Annotated in this window: 23 protein-coding genes and 1 pseudogene; 21 read left to right on the top strand and 3 right to left on the bottom strand. The window is 32.6% G+C overall.

Features of this window, described 5'->3' with window-relative positions; genetic code table 11:
- The first annotated feature begins 178 nt into the window (after positions 1 to 178).
- From V5E38_RS05725 to V5E38_RS05775, 11 genes are all read left to right on the top strand, one after another.
- The gene (locus V5E38_RS05725) at positions 179 to 1,360 is read left to right on the top strand and encodes a Ger(x)C family spore germination protein (RefSeq protein ID WP_499212492.1); all 1,182 of its coding nucleotides are present in this window, start codon (positions 179 to 181) and stop codon (positions 1,358 to 1,360) included.
- Positions 1,361 to 1,735: 375 nt separating this feature from the next.
- On the top strand, positions 1,736 to 2,038 hold the full coding sequence (locus tag V5E38_RS05730; protein ID WP_499212493.1) for a DUF3784 domain-containing protein: 303 nt from the start codon (positions 1,736 to 1,738) through the stop codon (positions 2,036 to 2,038).
- A 223-nt stretch (positions 2,039 to 2,261) separates the two neighbouring features.
- A complete protein-coding gene (locus V5E38_RS05735) occupies positions 2,262 to 2,777 on the top strand; it encodes a hypothetical protein (protein WP_499212494.1) in 516 nt (171 codons plus the stop codon).
- Between the two features lie 167 nt (positions 2,778 to 2,944).
- Positions 2,945 to 3,115, top strand: a complete 171-nt coding sequence (locus V5E38_RS05740; protein ID WP_499212495.1) for a hypothetical protein — start codon at positions 2,945 to 2,947, stop codon at positions 3,113 to 3,115.
- Positions 3,116 to 3,949: 834 nt separating this feature from the next.
- Positions 3,950 to 7,543, top strand: a complete 3,594-nt coding sequence (locus tag V5E38_RS05745) for a carbohydrate-binding protein (protein WP_499212496.1) — start codon at positions 3,950 to 3,952, stop codon at positions 7,541 to 7,543.
- Positions 7,544 to 7,754: 211 nt separating this feature from the next.
- A complete protein-coding gene (locus tag V5E38_RS05750; RefSeq protein ID WP_499212497.1) occupies positions 7,755 to 8,090 on the top strand; it encodes a DUF7668 domain-containing protein in 336 nt (111 codons plus the stop codon).
- A gap of 220 nt (positions 8,091 to 8,310) precedes the next feature.
- Positions 8,311 to 9,210: a gluzincin family metallopeptidase gene (locus tag V5E38_RS05755; protein WP_499212498.1), complete on the top strand. Its 900-nt coding sequence runs from the start codon at positions 8,311 to 8,313 to the stop codon at positions 9,208 to 9,210.
- 261 nt (positions 9,211 to 9,471) lie between these two features.
- A complete protein-coding gene (locus V5E38_RS05760) occupies positions 9,472 to 9,621 on the top strand; it encodes a hypothetical protein (protein WP_156339613.1) in 150 nt (49 codons plus the stop codon).
- A 208-nt stretch (positions 9,622 to 9,829) separates the two neighbouring features.
- Positions 9,830 to 10,234, top strand: a complete 405-nt coding sequence (locus V5E38_RS05765) for a barstar family protein (RefSeq protein ID WP_499212499.1) — start codon at positions 9,830 to 9,832, stop codon at positions 10,232 to 10,234.
- 256 nt (positions 10,235 to 10,490) lie between these two features.
- The gene (locus V5E38_RS05770; protein ID WP_499212500.1) at positions 10,491 to 10,793 is read left to right on the top strand and encodes a DUF3784 domain-containing protein; all 303 of its coding nucleotides are present in this window, start codon (positions 10,491 to 10,493) and stop codon (positions 10,791 to 10,793) included.
- Between the two features lie 534 nt (positions 10,794 to 11,327).
- Positions 11,328 to 11,528: a hypothetical protein gene (locus V5E38_RS05775; RefSeq protein ID WP_499212501.1), complete on the top strand. Its 201-nt coding sequence runs from the start codon at positions 11,328 to 11,330 to the stop codon at positions 11,526 to 11,528.
- Positions 11,529 to 11,872: 344 nt separating this feature from the next.
- Here V5E38_RS05775 and V5E38_RS05780 read toward each other — a convergent pair.
- Together V5E38_RS05780 and V5E38_RS05785 are read right to left on the bottom strand one after the other, a co-directional pair.
- Positions 11,873 to 12,297, bottom strand: a pseudogene (locus V5E38_RS05780) (SRPBCC family protein).
- Positions 12,298 to 12,356: 59 nt separating this feature from the next.
- A complete protein-coding gene (locus V5E38_RS05785; RefSeq protein WP_499212502.1) occupies positions 12,357 to 13,373 on the bottom strand; it encodes an aldo/keto reductase in 1,017 nt (338 codons plus the stop codon).
- Positions 13,374 to 14,329: 956 nt separating this feature from the next.
- Between V5E38_RS05785 and V5E38_RS05790 the strand changes: the two genes are divergently transcribed.
- Positions 14,330 to 14,899: a GNAT family N-acetyltransferase gene (locus V5E38_RS05790; RefSeq protein WP_499212503.1), complete on the top strand. Its 570-nt coding sequence runs from the start codon at positions 14,330 to 14,332 to the stop codon at positions 14,897 to 14,899.
- A gap of 150 nt (positions 14,900 to 15,049) precedes the next feature.
- Here the strand turns inward: V5E38_RS05790 and V5E38_RS05795 are convergent, their stop codons facing one another.
- Complete coding sequence (locus V5E38_RS05795; protein ID WP_499212504.1) at positions 15,050 to 15,661, bottom strand: flavin reductase family protein; 612 nt, start codon at positions 15,659 to 15,661, stop codon at positions 15,050 to 15,052.
- Between the two features lie 100 nt (positions 15,662 to 15,761).
- On the opposite strand from V5E38_RS05795, the gene V5E38_RS05800 reads away from it, so the two are divergent.
- The 9 genes from V5E38_RS05800 to hisF all read left to right on the top strand — a co-directional run bounded on the left by V5E38_RS05800 (position 15,762) and on the right by hisF (position 22,658).
- Positions 15,762 to 16,448, top strand: coding sequence for an ArsR/SmtB family transcription factor (locus V5E38_RS05800; RefSeq protein ID WP_499212505.1), 687 nt, complete (start codon positions 15,762 to 15,764; stop codon positions 16,446 to 16,448).
- A 184-nt stretch (positions 16,449 to 16,632) separates the two neighbouring features.
- The gene (locus V5E38_RS05805; protein WP_499212506.1) at positions 16,633 to 16,809 is read left to right on the top strand and encodes a hypothetical protein; all 177 of its coding nucleotides are present in this window, start codon (positions 16,633 to 16,635) and stop codon (positions 16,807 to 16,809) included.
- A 384-nt stretch (positions 16,810 to 17,193) separates the two neighbouring features.
- A complete protein-coding gene (locus V5E38_RS05810) occupies positions 17,194 to 18,111 on the top strand; it encodes an ATP phosphoribosyltransferase regulatory subunit (protein WP_499212507.1) in 918 nt (305 codons plus the stop codon).
- Positions 18,108 to 18,755, top strand: coding sequence for an ATP phosphoribosyltransferase (gene hisG / locus V5E38_RS05815; protein WP_098426913.1), 648 nt, complete (start codon positions 18,108 to 18,110; stop codon positions 18,753 to 18,755). The genes V5E38_RS05810 and hisG overlap by 4 nt, the downstream gene beginning before the upstream one ends.
- On the top strand, positions 18,736 to 20,022 hold the full coding sequence (gene hisD, locus V5E38_RS05820; RefSeq protein ID WP_499213517.1) for a histidinol dehydrogenase: 1,287 nt from the start codon (positions 18,736 to 18,738) through the stop codon (positions 20,020 to 20,022). The genes hisG and hisD overlap by 20 nt, the downstream gene beginning before the upstream one ends.
- A complete protein-coding gene (gene hisB / locus V5E38_RS05825) occupies positions 20,019 to 20,597 on the top strand; it encodes an imidazoleglycerol-phosphate dehydratase (RefSeq protein WP_499212508.1) in 579 nt (192 codons plus the stop codon). Before hisD ends, hisB begins: the two co-directional genes overlap by 4 nt.
- Entirely contained in the window at positions 20,598 to 21,221 is a 624-nt protein-coding gene (gene hisH / locus V5E38_RS05830) for an imidazole glycerol phosphate synthase subunit HisH (RefSeq protein ID WP_499212509.1), read from the top strand.
- Entirely contained in the window at positions 21,199 to 21,930 is a 732-nt protein-coding gene (hisA, locus tag V5E38_RS05835; RefSeq protein WP_499212510.1) for a 1-(5-phosphoribosyl)-5-[(5-phosphoribosylamino)methylideneamino] imidazole-4-carboxamide isomerase, read from the top strand. The genes hisH and hisA overlap by 23 nt, the downstream gene beginning before the upstream one ends.
- A complete protein-coding gene (gene hisF / locus V5E38_RS05840) occupies positions 21,900 to 22,658 on the top strand; it encodes an imidazole glycerol phosphate synthase subunit HisF (protein WP_499212511.1) in 759 nt (252 codons plus the stop codon). The genes hisA and hisF overlap by 31 nt, the downstream gene beginning before the upstream one ends.
- Positions 22,659 to 22,660 lie beyond the last annotated feature (2 nt).

The raw sequence follows: 22,660 nt of genomic DNA on the forward strand, positions 1-22,660 counted from the left end.
TAAATGGCAGATTAGTTCAATAAGAAAATGTATACACTGTAGTTTGGATTTTGGAAAATGGTACATAAAATCACAAAACAAAGGAAAAAATATAATACGTATCATGAACCCCTTTAGGAATTGAATTTTGCTTTTAAATTTTATAATTCAAAAAAGCCAAGATATTGGAGAATAAAATGTGAAAAAGAAATTTTTTATTTCATTTCTTATGGTAAGTATACTTTTAGGTGGTTGCTCTAATTATAAAGAATTAAATCAAATAGCGATTGTGAATGCAATGGGGATCGATTACTTACCAATAGAAAAAAAATATCAAACAATCTTTCAAATTATTAATCCTAGTGCAATTGCAACACAGGCAGGTTCTCAAGGTATTCCAGTTATTGCATTAGAGGAAAAAGGTAGAACAATTTCAGAAGCTGCACGAAATGTGTCAAAAAAAGGATCTCGATCTAATATTTATTCTCATGTTTCACTTATCATAATAGGAGAAACATTAGCAAAAGAAAAATCACTGAATTATATTTTCGATGTATTTGAAAGAGATTCTAAAATTCGTGTAAATATACCAGTCATTATTGCAAGAAATAAAAGCGTAGATAAAATAATGAATAATATAGCATCACTTGATAAAATATCAGCTAAATCACTTGTAGGTAAAATTAAAAATACATCTGCTCTTTTAGGAGAAAATCATGAAACATTAATGCGTGAGGCAATTTCTGCAATTTCTAGTAGTGGAAGAGAACCAGTAATAAATGGTGCTAGTTTAGAAGATGAAAGTAAAACATCACAGACACTTGAAAATGCTAATAAAGTCAAATCAAGTTATGATAAAATTAATGGCACAGGAATATTTAAAGACGGAAAATTAGTTGGTTGGTTAGATGGGCCACCGGCAAAATCAATACAAATTATTGATAATCTGATCAAGGAAACGAATATAGAAATACCATGTAATAAAAAAGACTATGATTCGATGGAACTTACTCGGGTAAAATCAAAGACGGAAATTAAAATGAAGGGTAATATTCCAATAATAAATATAAAAATTAAATCAATTGGCCATATTGACGAGGTACTTTGTAATGACAATTTTGATAAAGCAATAACGCTTAATAAATATGAAAAATCAGCTGAAAATGTTGTAAAACAATCAATAGAAAAAGGCATATCTGAAGTGAAAAAACTCGGTGGAGATGCATTTGGATTTGGTGAAAAATTACACATGGCTAACCCAAAAATTTATAAAAAATATGAAGGGAATTGGAATGATACATTTAAAAAGGCAAAAGTAACAGTGAGTGTCGACGTTCAAATTAATAATGTCGGAATGAGAAAGAAACCTTATCCATATTAGGAGACCAGATTGCTTCGATAAAGTTCGATAAATTAGGATTAGCTTTCTTGTTAGGTTCTCTCTTTTTACAAGCTTGTTTGCTTTTGCCCAAAATATAAATTAACCCAAAAAAGAGAATCCTCTGGTAAGGATTCTCTTTTTTATTTTTACCCAACAAACGCTAGCGATCCTTCCATATCGAAAGATCGTTCTTTATTCAAGTAAATGGCAGATTAGTTGAATAAGAATATGGTCTTTTTTTTATTGAAGCAAGCAATTAGTAGCATTGGTGAGTAAAAAAGGTTTCTATCATTTATAGTGGAATATAATAATGTAAATGGAAATTAATGCCATTAAAAAACAAATAATTTGAAGGAATTAGATGGAGGTATGTAAATGCATATTTTAATAAATTTATTAGCAGCTTTGGTGATTTTTACATTTGCTTATATGATTTGGAAAAAGAAAATGCTATTTTTACTCATTGGTTTTAACGAAAAGTCGTTTTTAGGCGATAAAGAGAAGCTTGCCAAAAGAGTAGGAATAATCACTACAATTATTGGGCTTGGCACTTTTTCACTTCCCATCTTCACTTATATTTTTGGTCAAAATGCTATAAGTTTTTATGGGATTTTTGTTTTATTATTTGTTACATTAGCAACCTTTTTTTATACTGTTCCTTACTTCTATTTAAAATAATAAGAAAGACCCTCCAGTTACGCAGCTGTGATGGAATAAAGAGATTTTTACACTCTGAATCATTAAAATTGTGGAATCATCTTGATGACTTTGGAGTGTGAAACCTGAATACTTTGGTTGACCAAAGAAATAACCTAATTCAACTAAAGCAATGCTTTTGTTGTATTAACTGGACATTTATATAAATGGTATCATTAGAAAAAACAACTAATGTGGTGAGATAATGAACGACCGTAAATTACTTATACAACAAAAATTTAAAGTTACTAAGCAAAAAAATCAGAGAAATGAATTACTGAATATACTACCTAAAGATCTAGCAACTGTAATAGAAAAATGCGAATTTATCACTACTCCTGAATTGGAAAAGATACTTGATAAAGTTCATGAAAAATGGAACTATGATTTACATAAAGGGGATTTTATATTAAATTATAGTAATTTTAGAAAGGAATTTAGTTGGGAAAGAGAAGTAATTCAATATGTGCAGGGAATAGATATTGAAGAGCAATTGGTATATTTATTTATTGGTATAGAAGATAGTCCCATTTTTCTTATTAATGGAAAATGGGTAATAAAAAACTTCGATATTCTATGGACACTTATAGACAATGAAGACATATGGATTATTAGCCAAGATTACAGTTGCGGAGTACTTGTATCTCATTACGGAGGATATTTAGAACACGATCCAAACCCAAATGAAATTCTATATGCGATTACTAAATGGAAGAATTAATCATAAATCTTATGTAACTAACGCATTGCGATACTTCATTAGAAGATCGCATTTTCTTATTCAACAAAATGGCAGTTTAGTTCAATAAGAAAAATTGTATTGGAGATTAAAGACATAGGAATTCGAATATTTTTTGATGAAATATATTAAATGAGGAGGATGGAAAAATGAAAAAAACGGTTATTTTTTTAATAGCATTAGTTGCTCTTGTTAGTTCAATACTCTTTACTTTTCTTGAAGGAAAAATAAACAATAATTATATCTCATTAATAAGTATAACTTTTGGATTAGGGGTAGCATTAATTTTCAGATATGCTACTGCAAGACAAAAAAAATGAAGCCTCACTATGCAACTAAAGTAGTGCTTTAGTTGAACAACATGATCGGCTGTTTAGTCGATTTTTTTATGCAACAAAATGGCAGTTTAGTTGAATTAGAAAATTTAAATATAAAAGATATAGTCTAAACATTATTAAGAATATCTTAATAGAATTTATTGGTTAACATAAAAATTAAGTTTACTTTATATATGGTCAATAATTAAGATGTATAATTAATGGCTAATTTTATAACAATTTTTGAATTTAGAAGAATCCGTGAAAGCTAGTAAACCGAAAAATATAGCTAGCAGGCATGACTTCAAATTCATCTATATAAGTTCAAGATCGTAAATGTTCTTGAACTTTTTTGTGTTTATTTAGACATTGAAAAACAATTCTAGCTTAAGGAAATAGAAATGGAAGTAATAGATACTAGATTTTAAGATACTTTAGTATTTCCTATTTGTTTTCCTTTCTACAGGAAAGCATTTAAGGGTAAAAGGGTTTAATTTAAATATTATCTAATTGAGCGTTCCAAATATCATTACGGATTACTTAACACGAATTGATTTCAATAATAATTGATTAATATTAAATTAATGTGTAATTTACATAGCGCAAATATAATTGTCGTTGTGATACTTTTCACCATATCACTGAAAAAAGTGAAACCAAAATTCTTAAGTGTAGTTGACTTCACTTGGAGAAAAAGTCTTAAGGAAAATTAAGGATCATTTTGAAAAAGGAGGAACAATATTTTATTGATATTTACCTAGTCTTCACAGTTTATTAATTGTTGTAATCTGTTTTACTACATGGAATTCATCTATTATTTTGAAAAGGAGATTTTTTATGGTTAATTTCACGAGGCTTAATAAGTCATTACTTTCATTAATCCTGATAGTTGCATTCCTACTCAGCAACATTGTTGGCTATACACCGGTGCATGCAGCAAGCGATGCATATAGTCTGATAGAAGCAGAAAGCTTTGGCTCCAAGTCGGGTGCCTACCTTAAAGTCGAAAATTGCCCAGATGGTGGACAAAGTATAGGAGGTACTAATGACAATCAGTATTTAGCATATAAAAATATTGATTTTGGAAGCGATGCTAATGGTGCTACAAAATTTAGTGCAAGACTTTCAGTAAAGGGATCAAATGCAGGCGGTAATATTGAGATCAGGCTTGACAGTCCGACAGGCCCTTTAGCGGGAACACTTACTGTCGCTGCTACAGCACCAGACAACTGGAATGTCTACCAGACTCAATCTACCGATATTGCCAATATCACGGGAACTCATGATGTATACCTTGTATTTAAGGTAGCGGCGGGAAAAACATATGTAGCCAACCTCAACTGGTTTCAGTTTTCAAAAACGTCGAACGTAGAGCCAATAGAACTGCCATTATCAAATAAGGATATGACGGTTACTGGTGATGGAGCAAAGATGCAAGGTGGTGCTAAAGCTTTTGATAAGCTGATTGACGGTATGATAAGTGAAAGTTCATTGGCGGAATTGAAATGGGGTCTCACTGGAAATGAAGGAATTTCACTGCCGTTACCCGTTGATTTTAACTTTACTAAACCACAAGAACTAACTAAATTTATTGTTTATAATCGTCCGCAATATACGAATGGGAAAATTAAAAAACTAAGTGCCAAAGCCTATACTGAAGCAGGAAAGGAATATGATTTAGGCGCAAAAACTGTTCAATTTAACGATAAATCGGTAACATTTAATCTTGCGGAAGCTGCTATACCGTCTGGAACTAAATTTACAAAGATAACGATCATCTTTGAGGAATCACATAGTGGACCTCTTTTGTTGTCTGTGGCTGAGGTTGAAGTTTTTGCAAAAATGAAGCCGAAGATTCTTACAAGCATTACAGCACCTGCAGTGATTAAAGATGTAATAAACGGGATAGCGCCTACAGCGGTGGCCCTTGGATTGCCAAGTAATGTAGCACTTGTGACCGATGGCGGAAATGTCGACGTACCTGTGACATGGAATATAGCTGATTCAGGTTACGATCCAGCTGTAAAGACCGAGCAGAATTTCACGATAACGGGAACATTAGAACTGCCGGCAGGGATTGCAAATCCGAATAATGTAGCATTGTCAACAAGCATCAATGTTACGGTTCTTGCTTCGACTGACCCAGATAGAGATAACAGTTATAAATTTAGCTTTATGACTATTTCTGATACACATTCAGTTGCGCAAGGTGATATCAACGATGTCAGACTTGATAACGCATTGAGTGACGCAGTTAGCAATAATGTGCAATCTGTTAGCGTTGTTGGAGATCTTACTCAAAATGGTACAGATGCACAATATAATACATTGATGAAAACAATGAACAAATATCCTCAACTTGATCGCAACTTGGTTTTAGGGAACCATGATGTAAGGTGGATGGGAGGATTTGAAACTGCTAAAAACAGATTTTTGACACATACTGATATGCCAGGTGTTTATTATGATAAATGGATAAACGGATACCACTTCATCTATTTGGCAACGGAGACCGATGAAAAAGATAGCGCATATATTTCGGATACCCAGATGAAGTGGTTAAGCGATAGGCTGGCGGAGAACGCAAGTCTTGATAAACCGATATTTCTCTTCCTTCATCAGCCATTAGATAATACCGTATATGATGAATATCCTTCGGATCCTTATCAAAGTGATGAGATACAGGATCAAAAGTTAGAGGACATTATTGGAAAATATCCTCAAAGCGTATTCATAACTGGACATATACATTATCCTCTCACATTACCGGGTTCTTTCTATAACAAACAGTACTTTACTATGATGAGAGATGGAGCTATTGCGGATAATGGTCAAGGGTTGATTTTAGATGTTTACGCTGATAGGGTGGTGATAAATGGAAGAGACTTCGCGAAAAAAAGTACGGTAACTACCTGGACCATCAATAATTATACGGGGGATGCAATTGCAGCAGATAAACAAGCGCCTACCGCACCAACTAATGTCTCAACGAAAGTGTTAACAGACAAGATGGCTATTCTATCATGGGATGCATCTGCAGATAATTTTAAGGGTAATGTAGGTGTTATAGGCTACGATGTTTATAAAGGCGATACACTGATTGGATCGACAACAGGGCGTACGAACTTTAAAGTGCCAGGACTGACCGCAAATACAGATTACAAATTTACCGTAAAAGCCAGGGATGCAGCAGGGAATGTATCAGAGACTAGCAGCCCATTAAAAGTTACCACTTTAGGCTACAATCCTGCTCCGGTAAATTTAACTCTGAACAAGACGGTTACATCCAATGGAAGTGTGGCCGGTTACGAACCGTCTAAGGTAGTAGATGGATCAGCTTTAAGTGGCAGTAAGTGGTCTTCAAATACTAACGTAGACAAATGGCTAATGGTTGATCTTGGACAAAATTATGACATATCTAGATGGGTAGTAAAACATGCGGGAGAAGGCGGAGATAGCTTATCTCTGAATACTAAAAATTATAAGCTTCAAGGAAGTCTGGATGGAACTACTTGGACTGACCTTGATTCTGTAACAGGAAACGTTTCAAACGTCACTGACAGGTATATAACGAAATCCAACGTTAGGTATGTAAGGCTTTATATTACTACTCCGCAAAATTATAATGACACAGGAACTGCAAATATTTATGAATTTGAGGTCTATGGTCGAAGCGCCGATGTTCAACCGCCTGTTACAACAGCTACTACAGATGGCGTTACTGGTGACGATGCTTGGAATACACAGGATGTGCATGTGAAGTTCACTCCAGAGGATGATCCAACTGGAACTGGTGTTAATCGCATTGAGACAAGGGTAGACGGTGGCGATTGGACAAGCAAGACAGAATTGACGCTGACTGCTGAAGGTATGCACAGCGTTGAATATCGTGCTATAGATAACGCCGGCAATATGGAAGCAGTGAAACAACTTGCTATTGGCATCGATAAGACGGGGCCAGTAATCGCGGTATCTGTACCGGGGGATGGAAGCATTTATGAAAATTCCGGGGATTTGACGCCTCAGTTTACATTGAACGATAACTTTTCGGGCGTCGACAACAGTAAGACGACGGTGACGCTCGATACGCATGCTTACAAAATCGGAACGGAGATTCCGCTTTATACCTTACCGCTTGGTCAGCATACCCTTGTTATATCCTCCAGTGACCTAGTCGGTAATCAGGAAAGCAAAACCGTTCACTTTCAGACAGTGGCAAGCATTGATTCCTTAAAGGCGTTGGTGACACGCTTTGCTGATGCGAAATGGATCGACAATGCCGGAATTGCCAATAGCCTGCAGGCCAAATTGGCAAACAACGAATTGAACAGCTTTGTGAATGAAGTGAAGGCGCAAAGCGAGAAACACATTTCAAGTGAAGCTGCAACTTATTTGCTGCGAGACGCTCAATATGTGTTCTCACAACAATAGTGCATTTTTGGAAGGATAGAGGAATAACAGAGTGAGCTGCCGAAGCAACTCACGTTGTAAAACTAACTCATGAGTTAGTTGAAAAAGTATAATCATTTTATCGCCATTTTTAATCTAGCAAGAAATATATTCTACTTTTTTTGTTCAACAAAATGGCAGATTAGTTCAATAAGATACTGTATTATTAAAATCATAAGAGGTGGTGGGAATTATGGATATAAAAGAAAAATTAATGATATTACTTAAAGAAACTGTTTGTGATTTAGTAAAAAAAGAAACTATTAAAATTAAATCCAAACTATCAGTAGAAATTACAATTGAAGACATCAAAAGAGAACTAAATCACTGGGGCTCACTAACAATTCCACCTGATGTGGCGTATGAGAATATTAGTTATTATGAATATAATGATGGGTCAGGATATGCATTGGAATTTGAACTTTGGATAAATAATCAAGAAAGTGACTTAACATTGTCTTGTGAAGCTATAATCGACCAATCAGATAATATTTTATCGTTTTCAATCTTAGATTTACATGCATTATAGTTTATCGTTGTTCAACTAACGCATGCTTATGTTTAACAAGACGACTGCTTCGGCGGTCGTTTTTATTACACTAAATGGCAGATTAGTTGAACAAGAAATAGCTAGGCAATTCGTTTAATTAACGAAAATCTAGTGCAGGTTATTTAAATTTAATGATAAAATGGGAATATTCTTACATTTATTAATTCTATTATCCCTGAAACTTACGAGGTTTAGCAAAATGAAAAAACTTATTAAAACTTTCAGTATCACTTTATCAAGCATAATAATTATTTTAGTTTTATTTGTCATTGGTGTGGGTGTTTTTATTCACAAAACTTTGGAGAAAAAAACTCATGAAAATATACCGTATATTCAATCGATTAGAATGTTTCTGACTGCGAATTTTGAGGGTAAAACTGAAAAGGCATTAAAAGAAAATAGATTAAAAGAAAAATATCATAATATTACTATTTACTATCCAAATGATTTTTCAGAACTCATTCCAATAACGAAGGAAACGTTAGATTGGGCGATAAATAAAAACCAAAAAGTCTTTGGAACAGTAGGAGTAAAACCTGTTGATCTAATCGTATTTAAAGATAAAAAAGAGTTACAGGAGTTAAGTGGTCTTATTGATGTGTCAGGTTTTTATTCGGATTTTGACAAATTAATAGCAATAAAGTACGACGATATAGAATCGATTTTAGAAAGAAAGGAAACACCACTATATTTCTTTCAAAAGTCTATCTTACATGAGTACACTCATTATATATTTAGTCAAATGGTAGCAGGTTCAAAAGCTGGTGCTTCAGCTTACCCATTATGGTTTAATGAGGGGATAGCTGAATACATCGGAAATGATAAAACAATCGTAGAGCCTTCCAATTTCAAAGTAGTATCTTTTGATTCATTATATGATGGGGAACAGTGGCAAACAGCAAGATTTCAAGATGGCACAAATGTATATATGGAAAGTTACTTCGCTATAAAATATCTTGTAGATAACTATGGAGAAGGAATTTTAAAAGAAATAATAAATTTAACTAACTCATCAGGGAAATTTGAGGAAAGTTTCGAAAAAACAACAGGAATCACTCTTTTTGATTTGGAAGATAAATTTATGTCTTCCTACAAATGAAAGATATGATTCCTTATTTAACTAACTCATGCGATTCTTCAATAACGAAGGATCGTTTTTCTTATTCAAGTAAATGGCAGATTAGTTGAATAAGAATTGCATTGTTTGTATCTAGAATGAATTTAATTTCAGTGATAAAATTAACATATAATGGAAATTATTTCAGAGGTGAATGTGATGTTAAATGTTTTAAAGACCTTGATTTTGATTAATCGTAGTCAAACTACTACAAATAAACCCCAAATTTAAAGGAGACTGTTCATGACAAAAGGAGATAAACAAAGGGAAATTCAATCAAAATATAGAAGAATTATGCGTGAAAAGAAAGAAGTACCTGAAAAAAAAGGAATTTTCTTTATCATCCTACTGATGGTTTTACTTATTTGTAACTTACTATTCAAAGGTTTTTAAAATTGTTATATCAAGTGTAAAATGTGAATGCTTATTAAACTAAAGCAGTGCTTTAGTTTAATAAGAAAAAGTAAAGATCACTGTGGTCTTTTTTCATTCTCTTATTCAACATAATGGCAGATTAGTTTAATAAGAAAAAAGGAATATAAATTTAAAAAGTTGAATTATTTTTAAAAAAACTTTTAAAATCTAGTTGGGAGTTATCTAAATGATCAAGAATAAAATTTATAAAATAACATCATCTGAAATAAGTCAAATAAAAAAAGAAATGATACATGACCCTTCTTTATTTCTAGTTGAAATGGATGGAGAAAAAATCCATACCTGGGAGGAATATATCGTTCAAATTGAGAGGAAATTTGAATTTCCTACAACGTGTATTGATAGTATGGACAGATATCTAGATTGGATAAGGGATTTAGATTGGATTGAAAAAGATAGTTTTGTAATTGTAATATACAACTACAATGATTTTTTTAGCTCTGAATTAGAGCTTAAGAACAAAATAATTAATGGATTTAAAGATACAATACTGCCTTTTTGGGAAGAAGAGGTGGAACGAGTTGTAGTTGAAGGTAAAGCTAAATCTTTTAAGGTTTATTTGGTTGAGTAAGAAAAATTTCACTATTAGTTAAGCAACTAACGCATACGATAGTTCAAGATCCAGAGCATCCATTGGCTGCTCTTTATTTAGGTATTTGGCAGTTTAGTTAAATAAGAATATGGTCTTTTTTTATTGAAGCAAGCAATTAGCAGTATTGGTGAATAAAAAAGGTTTCTATCATTTACTGTGGAATATAATATTGAAAATGGAAATTAATACCATGAAGAAAACAAATAATTTGAAGGAATTAGATGGAGGTATGTAAGTGCATATTTTAATATATTTATTAGCAGCTTTGGTGATTTTTGCATTTGCTTATATGATTTGGAAAAAGAAAATGCTATTTTTACTCATTGGTTTTAACGAAAAGTTGTTTTTGGGTGATAAAGAGAAGCTTGCCAAAAGAGTAGGAATAATCACTACAATTATTGGGCTTGGCACTTTTTTACTTCCCATCTTCACTTATATTTTTGGTCAAAATGCTATAAGTTTTTATGGGGTTTTTGTTTTATTATTTGTTACATTAGCAACCTTTTTTTATACTATTCCTTACTTCTATTTAAAATAATAAGAAAGACGCTCCAGTTACGTAGCATGATGGAATAAAGAGATTTTTACACTCTGAATCATTAAAATTGTAGAATCATCTTAATGAATTTTGGAGTGTGAAAACTGAATACTTTGGTTGACCAAAGAAATAACCTAATTCAACTAAAGCATGCGTGAGTTGTACAAAAATGGAGTTGAATGATTGTTGTTATTATAAAAGTGGGTTTTAATGTTGATTATCGTAATCCAAACAATCTCAAAAAAGAAACTTTGTCTCAGGTTCAACCTTGGGTACAGTATGGCTTAAAGAAGCCCAAATCCTCATGCAATAATGGAAGTTGCAGCTATTTCCTATCTGATGGGTAAAAGATAGGATTCACGGACGGTACATCAAATAGTTGAATTATGGGGAGTTAGTAAATATTCTATAGTAGATATGATTGTTTATAGTAATTTTTAAGCTAGAATAATGGATAATATAAAATGGACCTGCTCAAGCTTCACTAAAATACCATAAAGTATTATGATTTCGAATCTTTAGGTGGTGAATTTGATGAGTGTATTCGATAACTTTTATCGTTCTCCAGGTCTAAGCTGCGGATGTGGTGGGTCAGGTATAGGCGCATGGCAGAGCAGTGGATATGTTCAAGGATATCCAATATATGGCCAAAGTGGTTATTTACATGGAGGTTATTATAATCCCTTTGGGAGAAGGTGGAAATTTATTCCAGGGATAGGATGGGTTGTAATCTAATAAAAAATATAACTGATTTGTAGAGCTTATCTCCTGATCAGTTATATTTTTTTCATTAAATTCGGTACATCTTTTGTTTTATGGATGGGAGCCAAATAAAACGATGGATTACTTTAGTTGGACTCTAGTTATGGAGAGTAAGTAATAAGAAGAAATGGAAGACTACTAGATCAACTTGATGAATTTCAAAAATATCACTTATTTGTAGAACGAAATGAAAAACAGCGAAAAAAACAATAAGCTTAAGATATAATAATTTTAAGAAGTATTCCTATGCTTAATTTTTAAAAACTTTAAAAAAAATCAAAGGGAATAGGTATTCCCCTTGATTTTTTTATTAACTATTACACTGCTAAAACTTGAAATGCATGTCTTAATGCTTCCAATCCATCTTTATAAATCCCATTGAAAAGATTGATAACTTCTTCATCAGTTACATCCACAGGAGTAAAACTGCCAGACCACTCAACAATTGATTTATTACGATCGGGATGCTCTTGAACTCGTATTGTCGATTGATAGTTTGTAATAGGGAATGGTGCATTCATTATTGAATACGTAAAAAACGCTCTTTATCATCGAATGCTTCAAGACGTTCAACAATTGCATCTCCATCCGGATTTGCCAAACTACGAATTCGTCCACCTTCTAATAATTTACTATTTGGGATATATGGTAACCAATCTGGTAGCGAGTTGAAACCGCCAATTAATTGCCATACTTTTTCGGGATTTGCAGGAATTTCCATTGTAACGATTGCGTTAGCCATTTTATTTGATCCTTTAATTTATTTGCTCCTTTAATTTATTTGCTCCTTTAATATAGTTATTATTTAAAGTCAATTGGTAATGGTGCATTTTCTGCAACTAGTTTTTGATCTCTCATTTCGTGCCAGAATGCAGCTGGAATTACTTCATTTAATGCAGCTTGGTCTTCGGCAATTCGCTCTGGTTTACTTGCACCAGGAATGATTGTTGCAACTGCTGGATTTGATATTGAAAATTGAAGAGCTGCAGCTTTCACACTGATACCATGCCTCTTAGCAATTCCTTTAATTTTCTCAACTTTCGCGATAATTTCAGGTGATGCTTTTTGATATTCGAAGTGAGTTCCTCCAGCTAAAATACCTGAGCTATAAGGACCACCAACGATAATATCAACATTTTGTTTAGCAGCTTCGGGCATTAATCGTTGAAGCGCACGATCATGATCTAAAAGTGTATAACGACCAGCTAATAAGCTAACATCAGGTTTGTATTCACCTAATTCTAATGCGATTTCGATTGGTTCTACTTTATTTACACCAAGTCCCCAAGATTTAATAACACCTTCTTCTCGTAATTGAGAAAGTACACGGAAAGCACCAGTACGTGCAATTTCAAACTGAGCGATCCACTCGTCGCCATAAAAATCTTGTGCAATATCATGAACATAGACAATGTCTAAATGATCAGTTTTCAAACGATATAAACTTTGTTCGATTGAACGTAAAGTTGCGTCAGCACTATAATCATTCACAATCTTATTCTTACGTCCAAATTCAAAAACTCCACCTTTTTCACCTAAATCTCGTGCAGAAACGTCTTCAAGTTCATCAAGAATTAAACGTCCAACTTTTGTACTTAAAACATATTCATCACGATTGTATCTTGATAATACTTCCCCAAGGCGCAATTCTGCTAGACCTGCACCATAGAGTGGGGCTGTATCAAAGTAACGAATGCCATGATCCCAAGCTGCTACAACAGTTGCGAATGCTTCTTCATCTGGGATGTTACGGAACATATTTCCTAGTGGAGCAGTTCCAAAACCTAGTTTTCCTTTAAATAAGTTTTTCTCTTTCATATAAATCCTCCTATATATATCTTCATGTAACATGAAGTAAATTTAAAATAATGTTGTTAGAGAGTAGTAATTAGGTGATTAACGAAGTCATCTAAGGAAACTATTCTCTACAGTTGCTATTATGTAATAAATTTTTAAAGAAAAGAAGAACGGACTTTAAAGTGCGATAGTAACTTGTATGTTCTATAGGCACCTTTTGGTTACATATGAATAGGCAGTTTTTTTGGGGATTCAAAATTTAATTGGCAAAATCAATAAAAAACATAATAATTCCAATATATGGAAAAATAGGCTTGTCGAATATGTATTTATAAAGGAGCGGGGGATAAATATGAACTATCTAAATATTAATTTCGAATACAAACAAAAAGAGAAGAAAAATGGTAATCGTTGTGGGTATTGCGATTGGAATTCCTATTCATGTACTTATTTTACTTTCTAAAATCCTTAAAAAACTAAAAGAGATAGAGAGTAAACTAGAATAATAATGAACTAACGCATGCCTAAGTTCCATTAGCTTGAAAAACTTCTTATCTAAGTTTTTTCTTTAGTTATATTGGATGTAAAAAAAAGAATAAAGTAAAATTACTTCATTTTATTACTACACAATTAACCAAACAGAAGATTTAAAAAGATAAATATAAATAATTTATAAGAAAGAAGGAATAAAATATAATGATGAGTTCTCTAATTGGGTTTATAATTTTTATTGGTATTTTCTTAGTGTTTGATGCTGTTAGAAAATTGAATAATAACGTCATTGCTCAAACCGGAGAAATAAAAAAATTACACGAGCGTTTAAAATAAAAGACTCAATTGTGTTAAATGAATTTTATGCTGAACCAAAATACTTTAGTTCAATATTACTAATATGCAATTTTTGATGGTGTTATTGAATTTAGAATAAGTCAAATATCAACTATTACAATGACTTTGTAAGAGGTGGAGGAATAAGGTTGAATAACGATTTGCCACTACGAATTAGACCTATTAATGAAGAAGATTTATTTTTACTTTGGACATTAACGTATAAAGAGAGTTCACCAGAGTGGAAGAAATGGGATGCACCATATTTTGAACACAAAGCTGTTACTTTTGATGACTATTTAAAAACTAAGAATACTATTGTAAACCAAGAGGATAAATGGATTATTGAGGTAGATGGAAATATTATTGGAACGGTTAGCTACTATTGGGAACATAAACCATCTAATTGGCTTGAGATGGGAATTGGTATTTATGATCCAAATTATTGGAGTGGAGGTTTTGGTACTAGAGCTCTTAAACTTTGGATTAATCATCTATTTAATACATTACCTCTTGTTCGTGTAGGATACACAACATGGTCTGGCAATCATCGTATGATTAAGGTTGGAGAAAAATTAGGAATGACGATGGAAGCAAGATTAAGAAAATGTCGTTTCTATGATGGAACATATTATGACTCAATACGTATGGGGTTATTACGAGAAGAGTGGGTTGAATTCATAGAAAAAGAAGGATTAATTGCAGTTCAGAAAAAATGATATTTACATAAAAATGAAATTTGTTTTTTAACTAAAGCATGCACTTGTTAAAGAATAGGATTTATAATTGTTTATTTCCCATTTAAAATATTAATAATGAAGTCAGATTCCTCACATGTTGGAATCTGACTTTTTAAATTTAAATTTTTACTATATTTCCGAACGAAACGTTTTACCTAACTTATTTCCAAGACCGTAATAATGACGGAAATTGTATATTAGTGGACTCCATTTATTTGGATCAATATGATTTTCATCAATGATGATTTCATTATGAGCATGTACATGTAAAACATGTGTCTCAACAATTGCAAAATCAGGTGAATGTTCAGGTATACGAATGTGTTTTACAATTGCCTCGATTTGGATTGGGCATTCAGTTATTCGTGTAGGTTTTACGGTATTTGACTCTGTAGCAGTTAATTTACTAATATTGTATTTTTCTTTTTCATAAGTAAATCCTATATTTTTCTTAGAATCAGGAACGGGATTTTTTCCTGTATAAGGGGCTAAAAATTCAACATTCTCCCATAATAAAGGGCTTGGTACATTGATTACACATTCAGGATATCGTTGTAAATTTTCAATAGCTTTCCCGCCAAGTCCAATTCCTAATATTATGCAATCTCCTAAAGCCCATGAGGAAGACATAGGGCTAATATTGACTGTCCCATCTTCATTCAATGTATTTAGTAAAATTACAGGTGTTCCATAGTATAGAATTTTAGGTTTAATCAACTTTGTATTTGTAAAATGATTCATTTTTTTCCTCCTAATAATTATGTACTTCAAAATTTATTGTAGAATATAAATAGTTCAATTATCATCGAAATATGGATTACATAGTGGAAGGAGAATTGTAATGAATGCAAATCCTAATGTAGCAGTGGTTGCTTCGCTTGTAAGTGAAACTTCACGTGCCGCAATATTAACTGTCCTTTTAGATGGTAGATTTCATCCTGCTAGCGAACTGGCATATATGGCTGGCATAAAACCACAAACGGCTAGTTTTCATTTAGCAAAATTGGTCGATGCGAAATTAGTTAGCGTAGAAAAACAAGGAAGACATCGTTACTACGGTATTCGAAATCAGGAAGTTGCTCAAATATTGGAGACATTATTATCAATAGCCCCTCCAGTTGAAATTAGGTCTTTAAAACAAGCTTCAGAAAATACAGCAATACGTTTTGCAAGAACGTGTTACGATCATCCTGCTGGTAAGTTTGGGGTACTATTAACTGATTCTTTAGTTAATTTGGGAGTTATCAATGAAGAAAATCAAGGGTTTATTGTTACGGAAAGAGGTGAGAAATTCTTTACTGATTTTCAAATTGATCTTGAAAAAATTAAGAAAAAGCGTCGATCATTTTCACATAGATGTTTAGATTGGAGTGAAAGAAGATATCACCTTGGTGGAGCATTGGGAAATGCTCTTTTAGAAAGGTTTCTAGAATTAAATTGGATTCAACGTATGCCAAAAACAAGAGCTATAAAAATAACTTTTGAAGGAAAAAGAGGATTAAAAGAAACATTTTCTTTTGATATTTAATTATTTACGATAATCAACAAGAAAAAGCTGGATGCCATGATAATACAAACGGATACATAAGTAGTGCAACAACTGGCAGGTTAGTTGTATTGCAATTACTGATATTAATACTTGAAGAGAATAAACTTTTCACTGAAGAATAAATATTAACAAATATAGCTTTTGTGGAAATGGGGAATGAGGTATGAAAGTAAGGTCAGAAAAAAGACATAATGTTCCAGTTGGTTCAAAAAGTGTTATTACTTTCGGTTCTGCTTTAGCCATTACAATATCTTGGAGTATTCATAAATCAGTACTTTGGGCAATAATTCACGGTTTTTTTAGTTGGTTTTATGTTATTTATTATGTCTTTACTAGATAAGAAATTAGTTCAATATTTTCCTATAACAGAGACATTTGATTAGATTAAAACGCATTTTAGTTAAATAGATTCAAAAAAATTAAAAAATCCTAATGTAAACCCTTTCAAAATTTTTATTTTTCAAAAGGCATTGACAACTTATATCAAATTCATTAAGATGAATAAAAATAAAACGAAAAAGGAGACATGAACATGTTTTTCGCACGCACGAATAATGGGCTACAACATCATCATCCACCCAGGGTTTGAATCTATGGACAAAAATTGACCGTAGATGCAAGCCCTCTTCGTGTTACGAAAAAGGTGCTTGTGTCGTGCCAGAAGGCCATACAGGCATTTAACCTGTATGGCCTTTTTGTTTTTTCTAGAAGGGGGAATGTTCAATTGGATGGGAAATTAAAGCAGTCATTAGTTAATTATCGATATAAAAGAAAAATGGAAGATTATGCACTGGAGCGAGGATATATTCCGTTTTATCCTCAGCTATTTGAAGAATATGATTCATTTTCAAGTCGAAACCCAAGATTAGCTAGAGAAGACTTAGTTGTTGTTTTAACACGTTTACAGCAAATTTTCTTGTTAAGACCTGATTTAACCAGTGCATTGATGAAAGAAATTTATCCAATCGCGCTGAAGGAAGAGAAATGTAAAGTATTTTATCAATCATCAATCTATCGAAATAATGGGCTAGAGCTTGAAGAAATTAATCAATTTGGTATTGAAAATTTAGGGCAAATTACTGAAGCATCTGAAATAGAAGTAGTTATTATGGCAATTGATTTATTAAGCAAAGTTCCTTTTATTTTAGAAATCGGGCATACAGGGTTTATCGAAGGATTATTTAAGGAATGTAATTTAACCGAGTCGCAAAAAAACAAATTGAAAAAGCTAATTTATTTAAAAAACATAGATGAATTAGAACGTTTTATTCAGTCAATTAATTTACCGTTTCAAGCTAGAAATGTTTTTGAACAGTTATTTAGTTTACAAGGTAAGGGAGAAAAGCTTCATGCATTACTTAGAAGCTTAGTATTAAATAATGAAATGGAAAATGCTGTTGAAAAGGTAATCAAATTTCAAGAAATTAGTCCAAATATTCTTCTTGATTTATCAATCGTAAATGAATTTGATTATTATGACGGAATTGTTTTTAAAGGGTATTATGATCAGTTAAATAAAGAGGTTTTAAGTGGAGGACGCTATCTTCTGGTGTCTGAAGATTCGGAAAACAGTATTGATGCGATCGGATTTTCGATTGATACAAATGCTTGGATAACATGTCAAATGAGGGATGTAAAGTGAGTTGGCTAACAGTTGCAGTTGCAAAAGGAAGACTTGAAGATGAAGTTATTAAAATATTAAGTCAGTCTGGTTATCGAAAAGTAATTGATTCTAAAACTAGAAAACTAATTTTTGAAGATGAATTAAATAAAATTAAATATTTAGTCGTGAAACCTGTAGATGTCGCTACATATGTTGAACGAGGAGTTTGCGATCTTGGTTTTGTAGGAAAAGACATTCTGCTAGAACAAGAGAAAGATGTCTATGAGTTGATGGATTTAGAACTTGGAAAATGCATTTTTGCAGCAGCGGGTTTTCCAGGAACGTTAATTGATCGAGGTGATGAAACATTAAGAGTTGCGACAAAATATCCAAATATTACTTCAAAGTATTTTCAGTTTAGGCAAAATATTGAACTTATTTATTTAAACGGTTCAGTTGAATTAGCACCAATCGTAGGCATGTCAGATATTATTGTTGATTTAGTAGAAACAGGAAGTACCTTAAAGGCAAATGGATTAGTCATCTTAGAAGAAATGATTCCAATCAGTGCTAGAGTGATTTCAAATCGTGTAAGTTATCGATTTAACTATTTCCGTATTACTGAATTTATAGAAAAAATTAAGAAGGGTAGGAACATATATGCTGGAAATTTTATCGATTAATCAAAAAAGCGAAAAACTTGAAAGTATTATAAGTCGAACGAATTTACCTACTGTTGAGATTACAAAAAGCGTAGAAAAGATTTTATTAAATGTGAAAGAAAATGGTGATGAAGCTGTACGTCAGTATTCTTTAATTTATGATGAGGTGAAACTAAAAAGCTTTGAAGTTAGTGAAGATGAGTTTAATGAAGCCCTAGAACAAACTGATGAAAACTTAATAAATGCATTAATTGAAGCTAAGAAAAATATAGAGACATATCATGAAAAACAATTGCAAGATGGTTATAAAATAAATGAAAAAAATTCATATGTTCAACAATTAATTAATTCGATTGAAAGAGTGGGTGTGTATATCCCAGGTGGAAAAGCGGCATACCCATCAACAGTTTTAATGAATGTGATTCCTGCAAAAATAGCAGGGGTGAATGAAATTGTCATTGTAACGCCACCAAATAAAGAAGGAAAAATTAAGCCTTCCATTCTAGTAGCTGCGAAATTAGCGGGTGTTACAAAAGTATTAAAAATCGGTGGTGCGCAAGCGATAGGAGCACTTGCGTATGGAACTGAAACAATTGAAAAAGTAGATAAAATAGTTGGTCCTGGCAATATTTATGTGGCGCTTGCTAAGAAAAGTGTTTCAGGCATAGTAGGAATTGATATGGTTGCAGGACCAACTGAGGTTGTCATATTAGCAGATGAAACAGCCAATCCGAGATTTATTGCTGCTGACTTAATGGCACAGGCGGAGCATGATGAAATGGCATCTAGTATTGTGATTACGAATTCAGAAGAGTTTGCACAAAAAATACAGCAAGAAATACCTAACTTATTAGAAGAACAACCTAGAAAAGAAATTATTCAAAGCTCATTCGAAAATTATGGAGCCATTATCGTCGTTAAAACAATCGAGGAAGGTATTGAGCTTGTTAATAAATTAGCGCCTGAACACCTTGAACTAATGATAGAAAATTCAGAGTCGATCGTTCATAAAATTAAAAATGCTGGTGCTATTTTTTTAGGAGACTATACTCCAGAGCCTGTTGGCGATTACTTTGCTGGAACAAATCATACATTACCGACTAGCGGAACTGCAAGATTTACCTCGCCATTAAATGTAAATGATTTTCAAAAGAAAACATCCGTTGTTTATTACAATAAGGCTGCCTTAAGTGAAGCAAGAAAACATATTGAATTGATCGCAGAGGAAGAAGGACTATTTGGTCACGGTAAAGCAATTAGTATTCGATTTGAGGAGGATTCAAAGTGAGAACTGCAGTGATAACAAGACAAACAAATGAAACAAATATACGTTTGAAATTAAATTTAGATGGTGAAGGAGAAAGTAACATTCAAACTGGAATTGGTTTTTTAGACCATATGTTAACGTTATTTTCATTCCATAGCGGAATAGACTTAGAAGTATTTTGTGAGGGTGATCTTGAAGTAGATGATCATCACACAACAGAAGATGTTGGTATCGCATTAGGTAAAGCCTTATTAATTGCCTTAGAAGAAAAAATTGGCATTAATCGTTACGGTTCATGCTACATTCCAATGGATGAAACGTTAGCAAGAGTTGTCGTCGATTTTAGTGGAAGACCGTATCTTGTTTATAATGATCGAACAGTAAGAGAACGTATTGGAATGATTGATACACAGAATTTTAAAGAATTTTTTAAATCATTAAGCTCTGAAGCAAGAATGAATTGTCATATGGAAGTTTTATATGGAGAAAATGATCACCACAAAATTGAAGCTTTATTTAAAGCATTTGGAAGAGCGGTTAAACAAGCAGTTGAAGTAACTTCAACTAAATTACCTTCCACGAAAGGAATGTTATAAGTGAATATTATTATTGATTATGGTGTTGGTAATTTAGATTCATTAAAAAGAGCATGTGAGGAAATTGATTTTCCTGTAGTCATTACGAATGAAATTGAAGTGATAGAGCAAGCTTCTTCTATTATTCTACCAGGTGTTGGAGCTTATGAAGCAGCGATGAACGAATTAAATCGACTTGGTTTAGTAGATTGTATAAAGTCAAAAGCAAAAACCGGTACTCCGATTTTAGGGATTTGCCTGGGAATGCAATTACTATATGAATTTAGTGAAGAAAATTTCGGGGCAAGTGGGCTTGCCTTAATTAAAGGACAGGTAAAACGTATACCTAACTTTGTAAAAGTTCCACATATGGGCTGGAATAAGTTAAATTTTACTAAACAGGAATCATTATTAAAATATATAAATGAAGGCGATTATGTCTATTTTGTACACTCATTTTATATTAGTTCAACAAATGATGAGCTTTTAGCTTATTCTGAATACGGTGTAAAGATTCCAGCAATTATTAAATCCGATAATATTTACGGAATGCAATTTCACCCTGAAAAAAGTGCAGAAACAGGTCTAAATTTATTAAAAGCATTTAAGGAGATGTGTTTATATGATTCTATATCCAGCAATTGATTTAAAGGATGGTAATTGCGTTCGCTTAGAGCAAGGAGATTTTAATAAGAAAGTAATATATAAGAGTTCACCATTCGAAGTTGCGTTAGATTTTGAAAAAGCAGGTGCAAAAGTATTGCATATTGTTGATTTAGATGGAGCAAGAACTGGAGAAAAGAAAAATGCTTCAATTATAAAAGAAATTGTTCAAAATACGAATTTAAACATTCAGTTAGGTGGAGGAATAAGATCACTTGATTCGATTTCATTTTGGTTAGAATTAGGTGTAGAAAAAGTAATTTTAGGTACAGCTGCAATAAATGATAGACAACTTTTAGAACAAGCTGTTTTAAAATACGGTGATCGAATCATTGTAGGAGTAGATGCAAAAGACAGTTTTGTAGCCATAAATGGGTGGGAAGAGTCGACAAATCAAGATAGCTTTGAATTTTGTAAAAAGTTAGAGCTACTCGGTGTGAAAACAGTCGTATACACTGATATTTCAAAGGACGGCATGTTAAGTGGACCAAATTTAGATGCATATAAAAGATTAGCTGAAGAAACAAATTTAAATATTATCGCTTCAGGTGGAGTGAGCTCAATCAATGATCTGAAGTCACTTCGTAAGTTAAATATTTATGGTGCGATTTCTGGTAAAGCATTATATGAAGGAAAATTTACAGTTGAGGAGGCACTTAAATGCTTGCAAGAAGAATTATACCGTGCTTAGACGTTCGTAATGGACGAGTCGTGAAAGGAAAACAGTTTTCAAGTATTCAAGATGTTGACTCACCTACAAAACTAGGAAAATATTATAGTGATAATGGTGCTGACGAACTAGTATTTTATGATATTACAGCCTCAAATGAAGAAAGAGATATATCATTGAAATTTGTTTCAGAAGTAGCGAAGGAATTGCGTATTCCGTTCAGTGTTGGAGGGGGAGTACGTTCGATTGATGATTTTATGAAACTATTAAGAAATGGAGCCGATAAAGTCTCAATCAATTCTGCCGCAATTTTAAATCCGAATTTAATTAAGGAAGCATCTGATCGTTTTGGATCGCAATGCGTTGTGCTTTCAATTGATGCAAAGTTAAATAAAGATGGCAATTATAAAGTGTTTATAAATGGTGGCCGGAAAGAGACTGAATGGGATGCGATTGATTGGGCAAAGAAAGGTGTAGAACTTGGAGCGGGTGAAATTGTCTTAAATAGTATTGATGAAGATGGTATGAAAAGAGGATTTGATATCCGATTGCTGCAAAAAATTACAAATGCCGTTAATGTTCCGGTTATCGCATCTGGTGGCGCTGGAAAAGTAGAACACTTTTATGATGCGATTGAATATGCAAATGTCGATGGAGTTTTAGCTGCATCAGTATTCCATTTTGGAGAAATCAAAATTAGTGAATTAAAAGACTATTTAAATGAAAAAAATATTCCAGTTCGACTATAGGA

It is taken from the genome of Rossellomorea sp. GAMAL-10_SWC, from assembly GCF_049568075.1.
Taxonomy (GTDB): Bacteria; Bacillota; Bacilli; order Bacillales; family Bacillaceae_G; genus Gottfriedia.

Coding starts and splice junctions, on each gene's coding strand:
- V5E38_RS05730 (WP_499212493.1), top strand. CDS start 1,736: ATGCATATTTTAATAAATTTATTAGCAGCTTTGGTGATTTTTACATTT.
- V5E38_RS05795 (WP_499212504.1), bottom strand. CDS start 15,661: ATGAATCATTTTACAAATACAAAGTTGATTAAACCTAAAATTCTATAC.
- V5E38_RS05735 (WP_499212494.1), top strand. CDS start 2,262: ATGAACGACCGTAAATTACTTATACAACAAAAATTTAAAGTTACTAAG.
- V5E38_RS05775 (WP_499212501.1), top strand. CDS start 11,328: ATGAGTGTATTCGATAACTTTTATCGTTCTCCAGGTCTAAGCTGCGGA.
- V5E38_RS05800 (WP_499212505.1), top strand. CDS start 15,762: ATGAATGCAAATCCTAATGTAGCAGTGGTTGCTTCGCTTGTAAGTGAA.
- hisA (WP_499212510.1), top strand. CDS start 21,199: ATGATTCTATATCCAGCAATTGATTTAAAGGATGGTAATTGCGTTCGC.
- hisF (WP_499212511.1), top strand. CDS start 21,900: ATGCTTGCAAGAAGAATTATACCGTGCTTAGACGTTCGTAATGGACGA.
- V5E38_RS05755 (WP_499212498.1), top strand. CDS start 8,311: ATGAAAAAACTTATTAAAACTTTCAGTATCACTTTATCAAGCATAATA.
- V5E38_RS05740 (WP_499212495.1), top strand. CDS start 2,945: ATGAAAAAAACGGTTATTTTTTTAATAGCATTAGTTGCTCTTGTTAGT.
- V5E38_RS05805 (WP_499212506.1), top strand. CDS start 16,633: ATGAAAGTAAGGTCAGAAAAAAGACATAATGTTCCAGTTGGTTCAAAA.
- V5E38_RS05765 (WP_499212499.1), top strand. CDS start 9,830: ATGATCAAGAATAAAATTTATAAAATAACATCATCTGAAATAAGTCAA.
- V5E38_RS05760 (WP_156339613.1), top strand. CDS start 9,472: ATGACAAAAGGAGATAAACAAAGGGAAATTCAATCAAAATATAGAAGA.
- V5E38_RS05750 (WP_499212497.1), top strand. CDS start 7,755: ATGGATATAAAAGAAAAATTAATGATATTACTTAAAGAAACTGTTTGT.
- V5E38_RS05785 (WP_499212502.1), bottom strand. CDS start 13,373: ATGAAAGAGAAAAACTTATTTAAAGGAAAACTAGGTTTTGGAACTGCT.
- V5E38_RS05745 (WP_499212496.1), top strand. CDS start 3,950: ATGGTTAATTTCACGAGGCTTAATAAGTCATTACTTTCATTAATCCTG.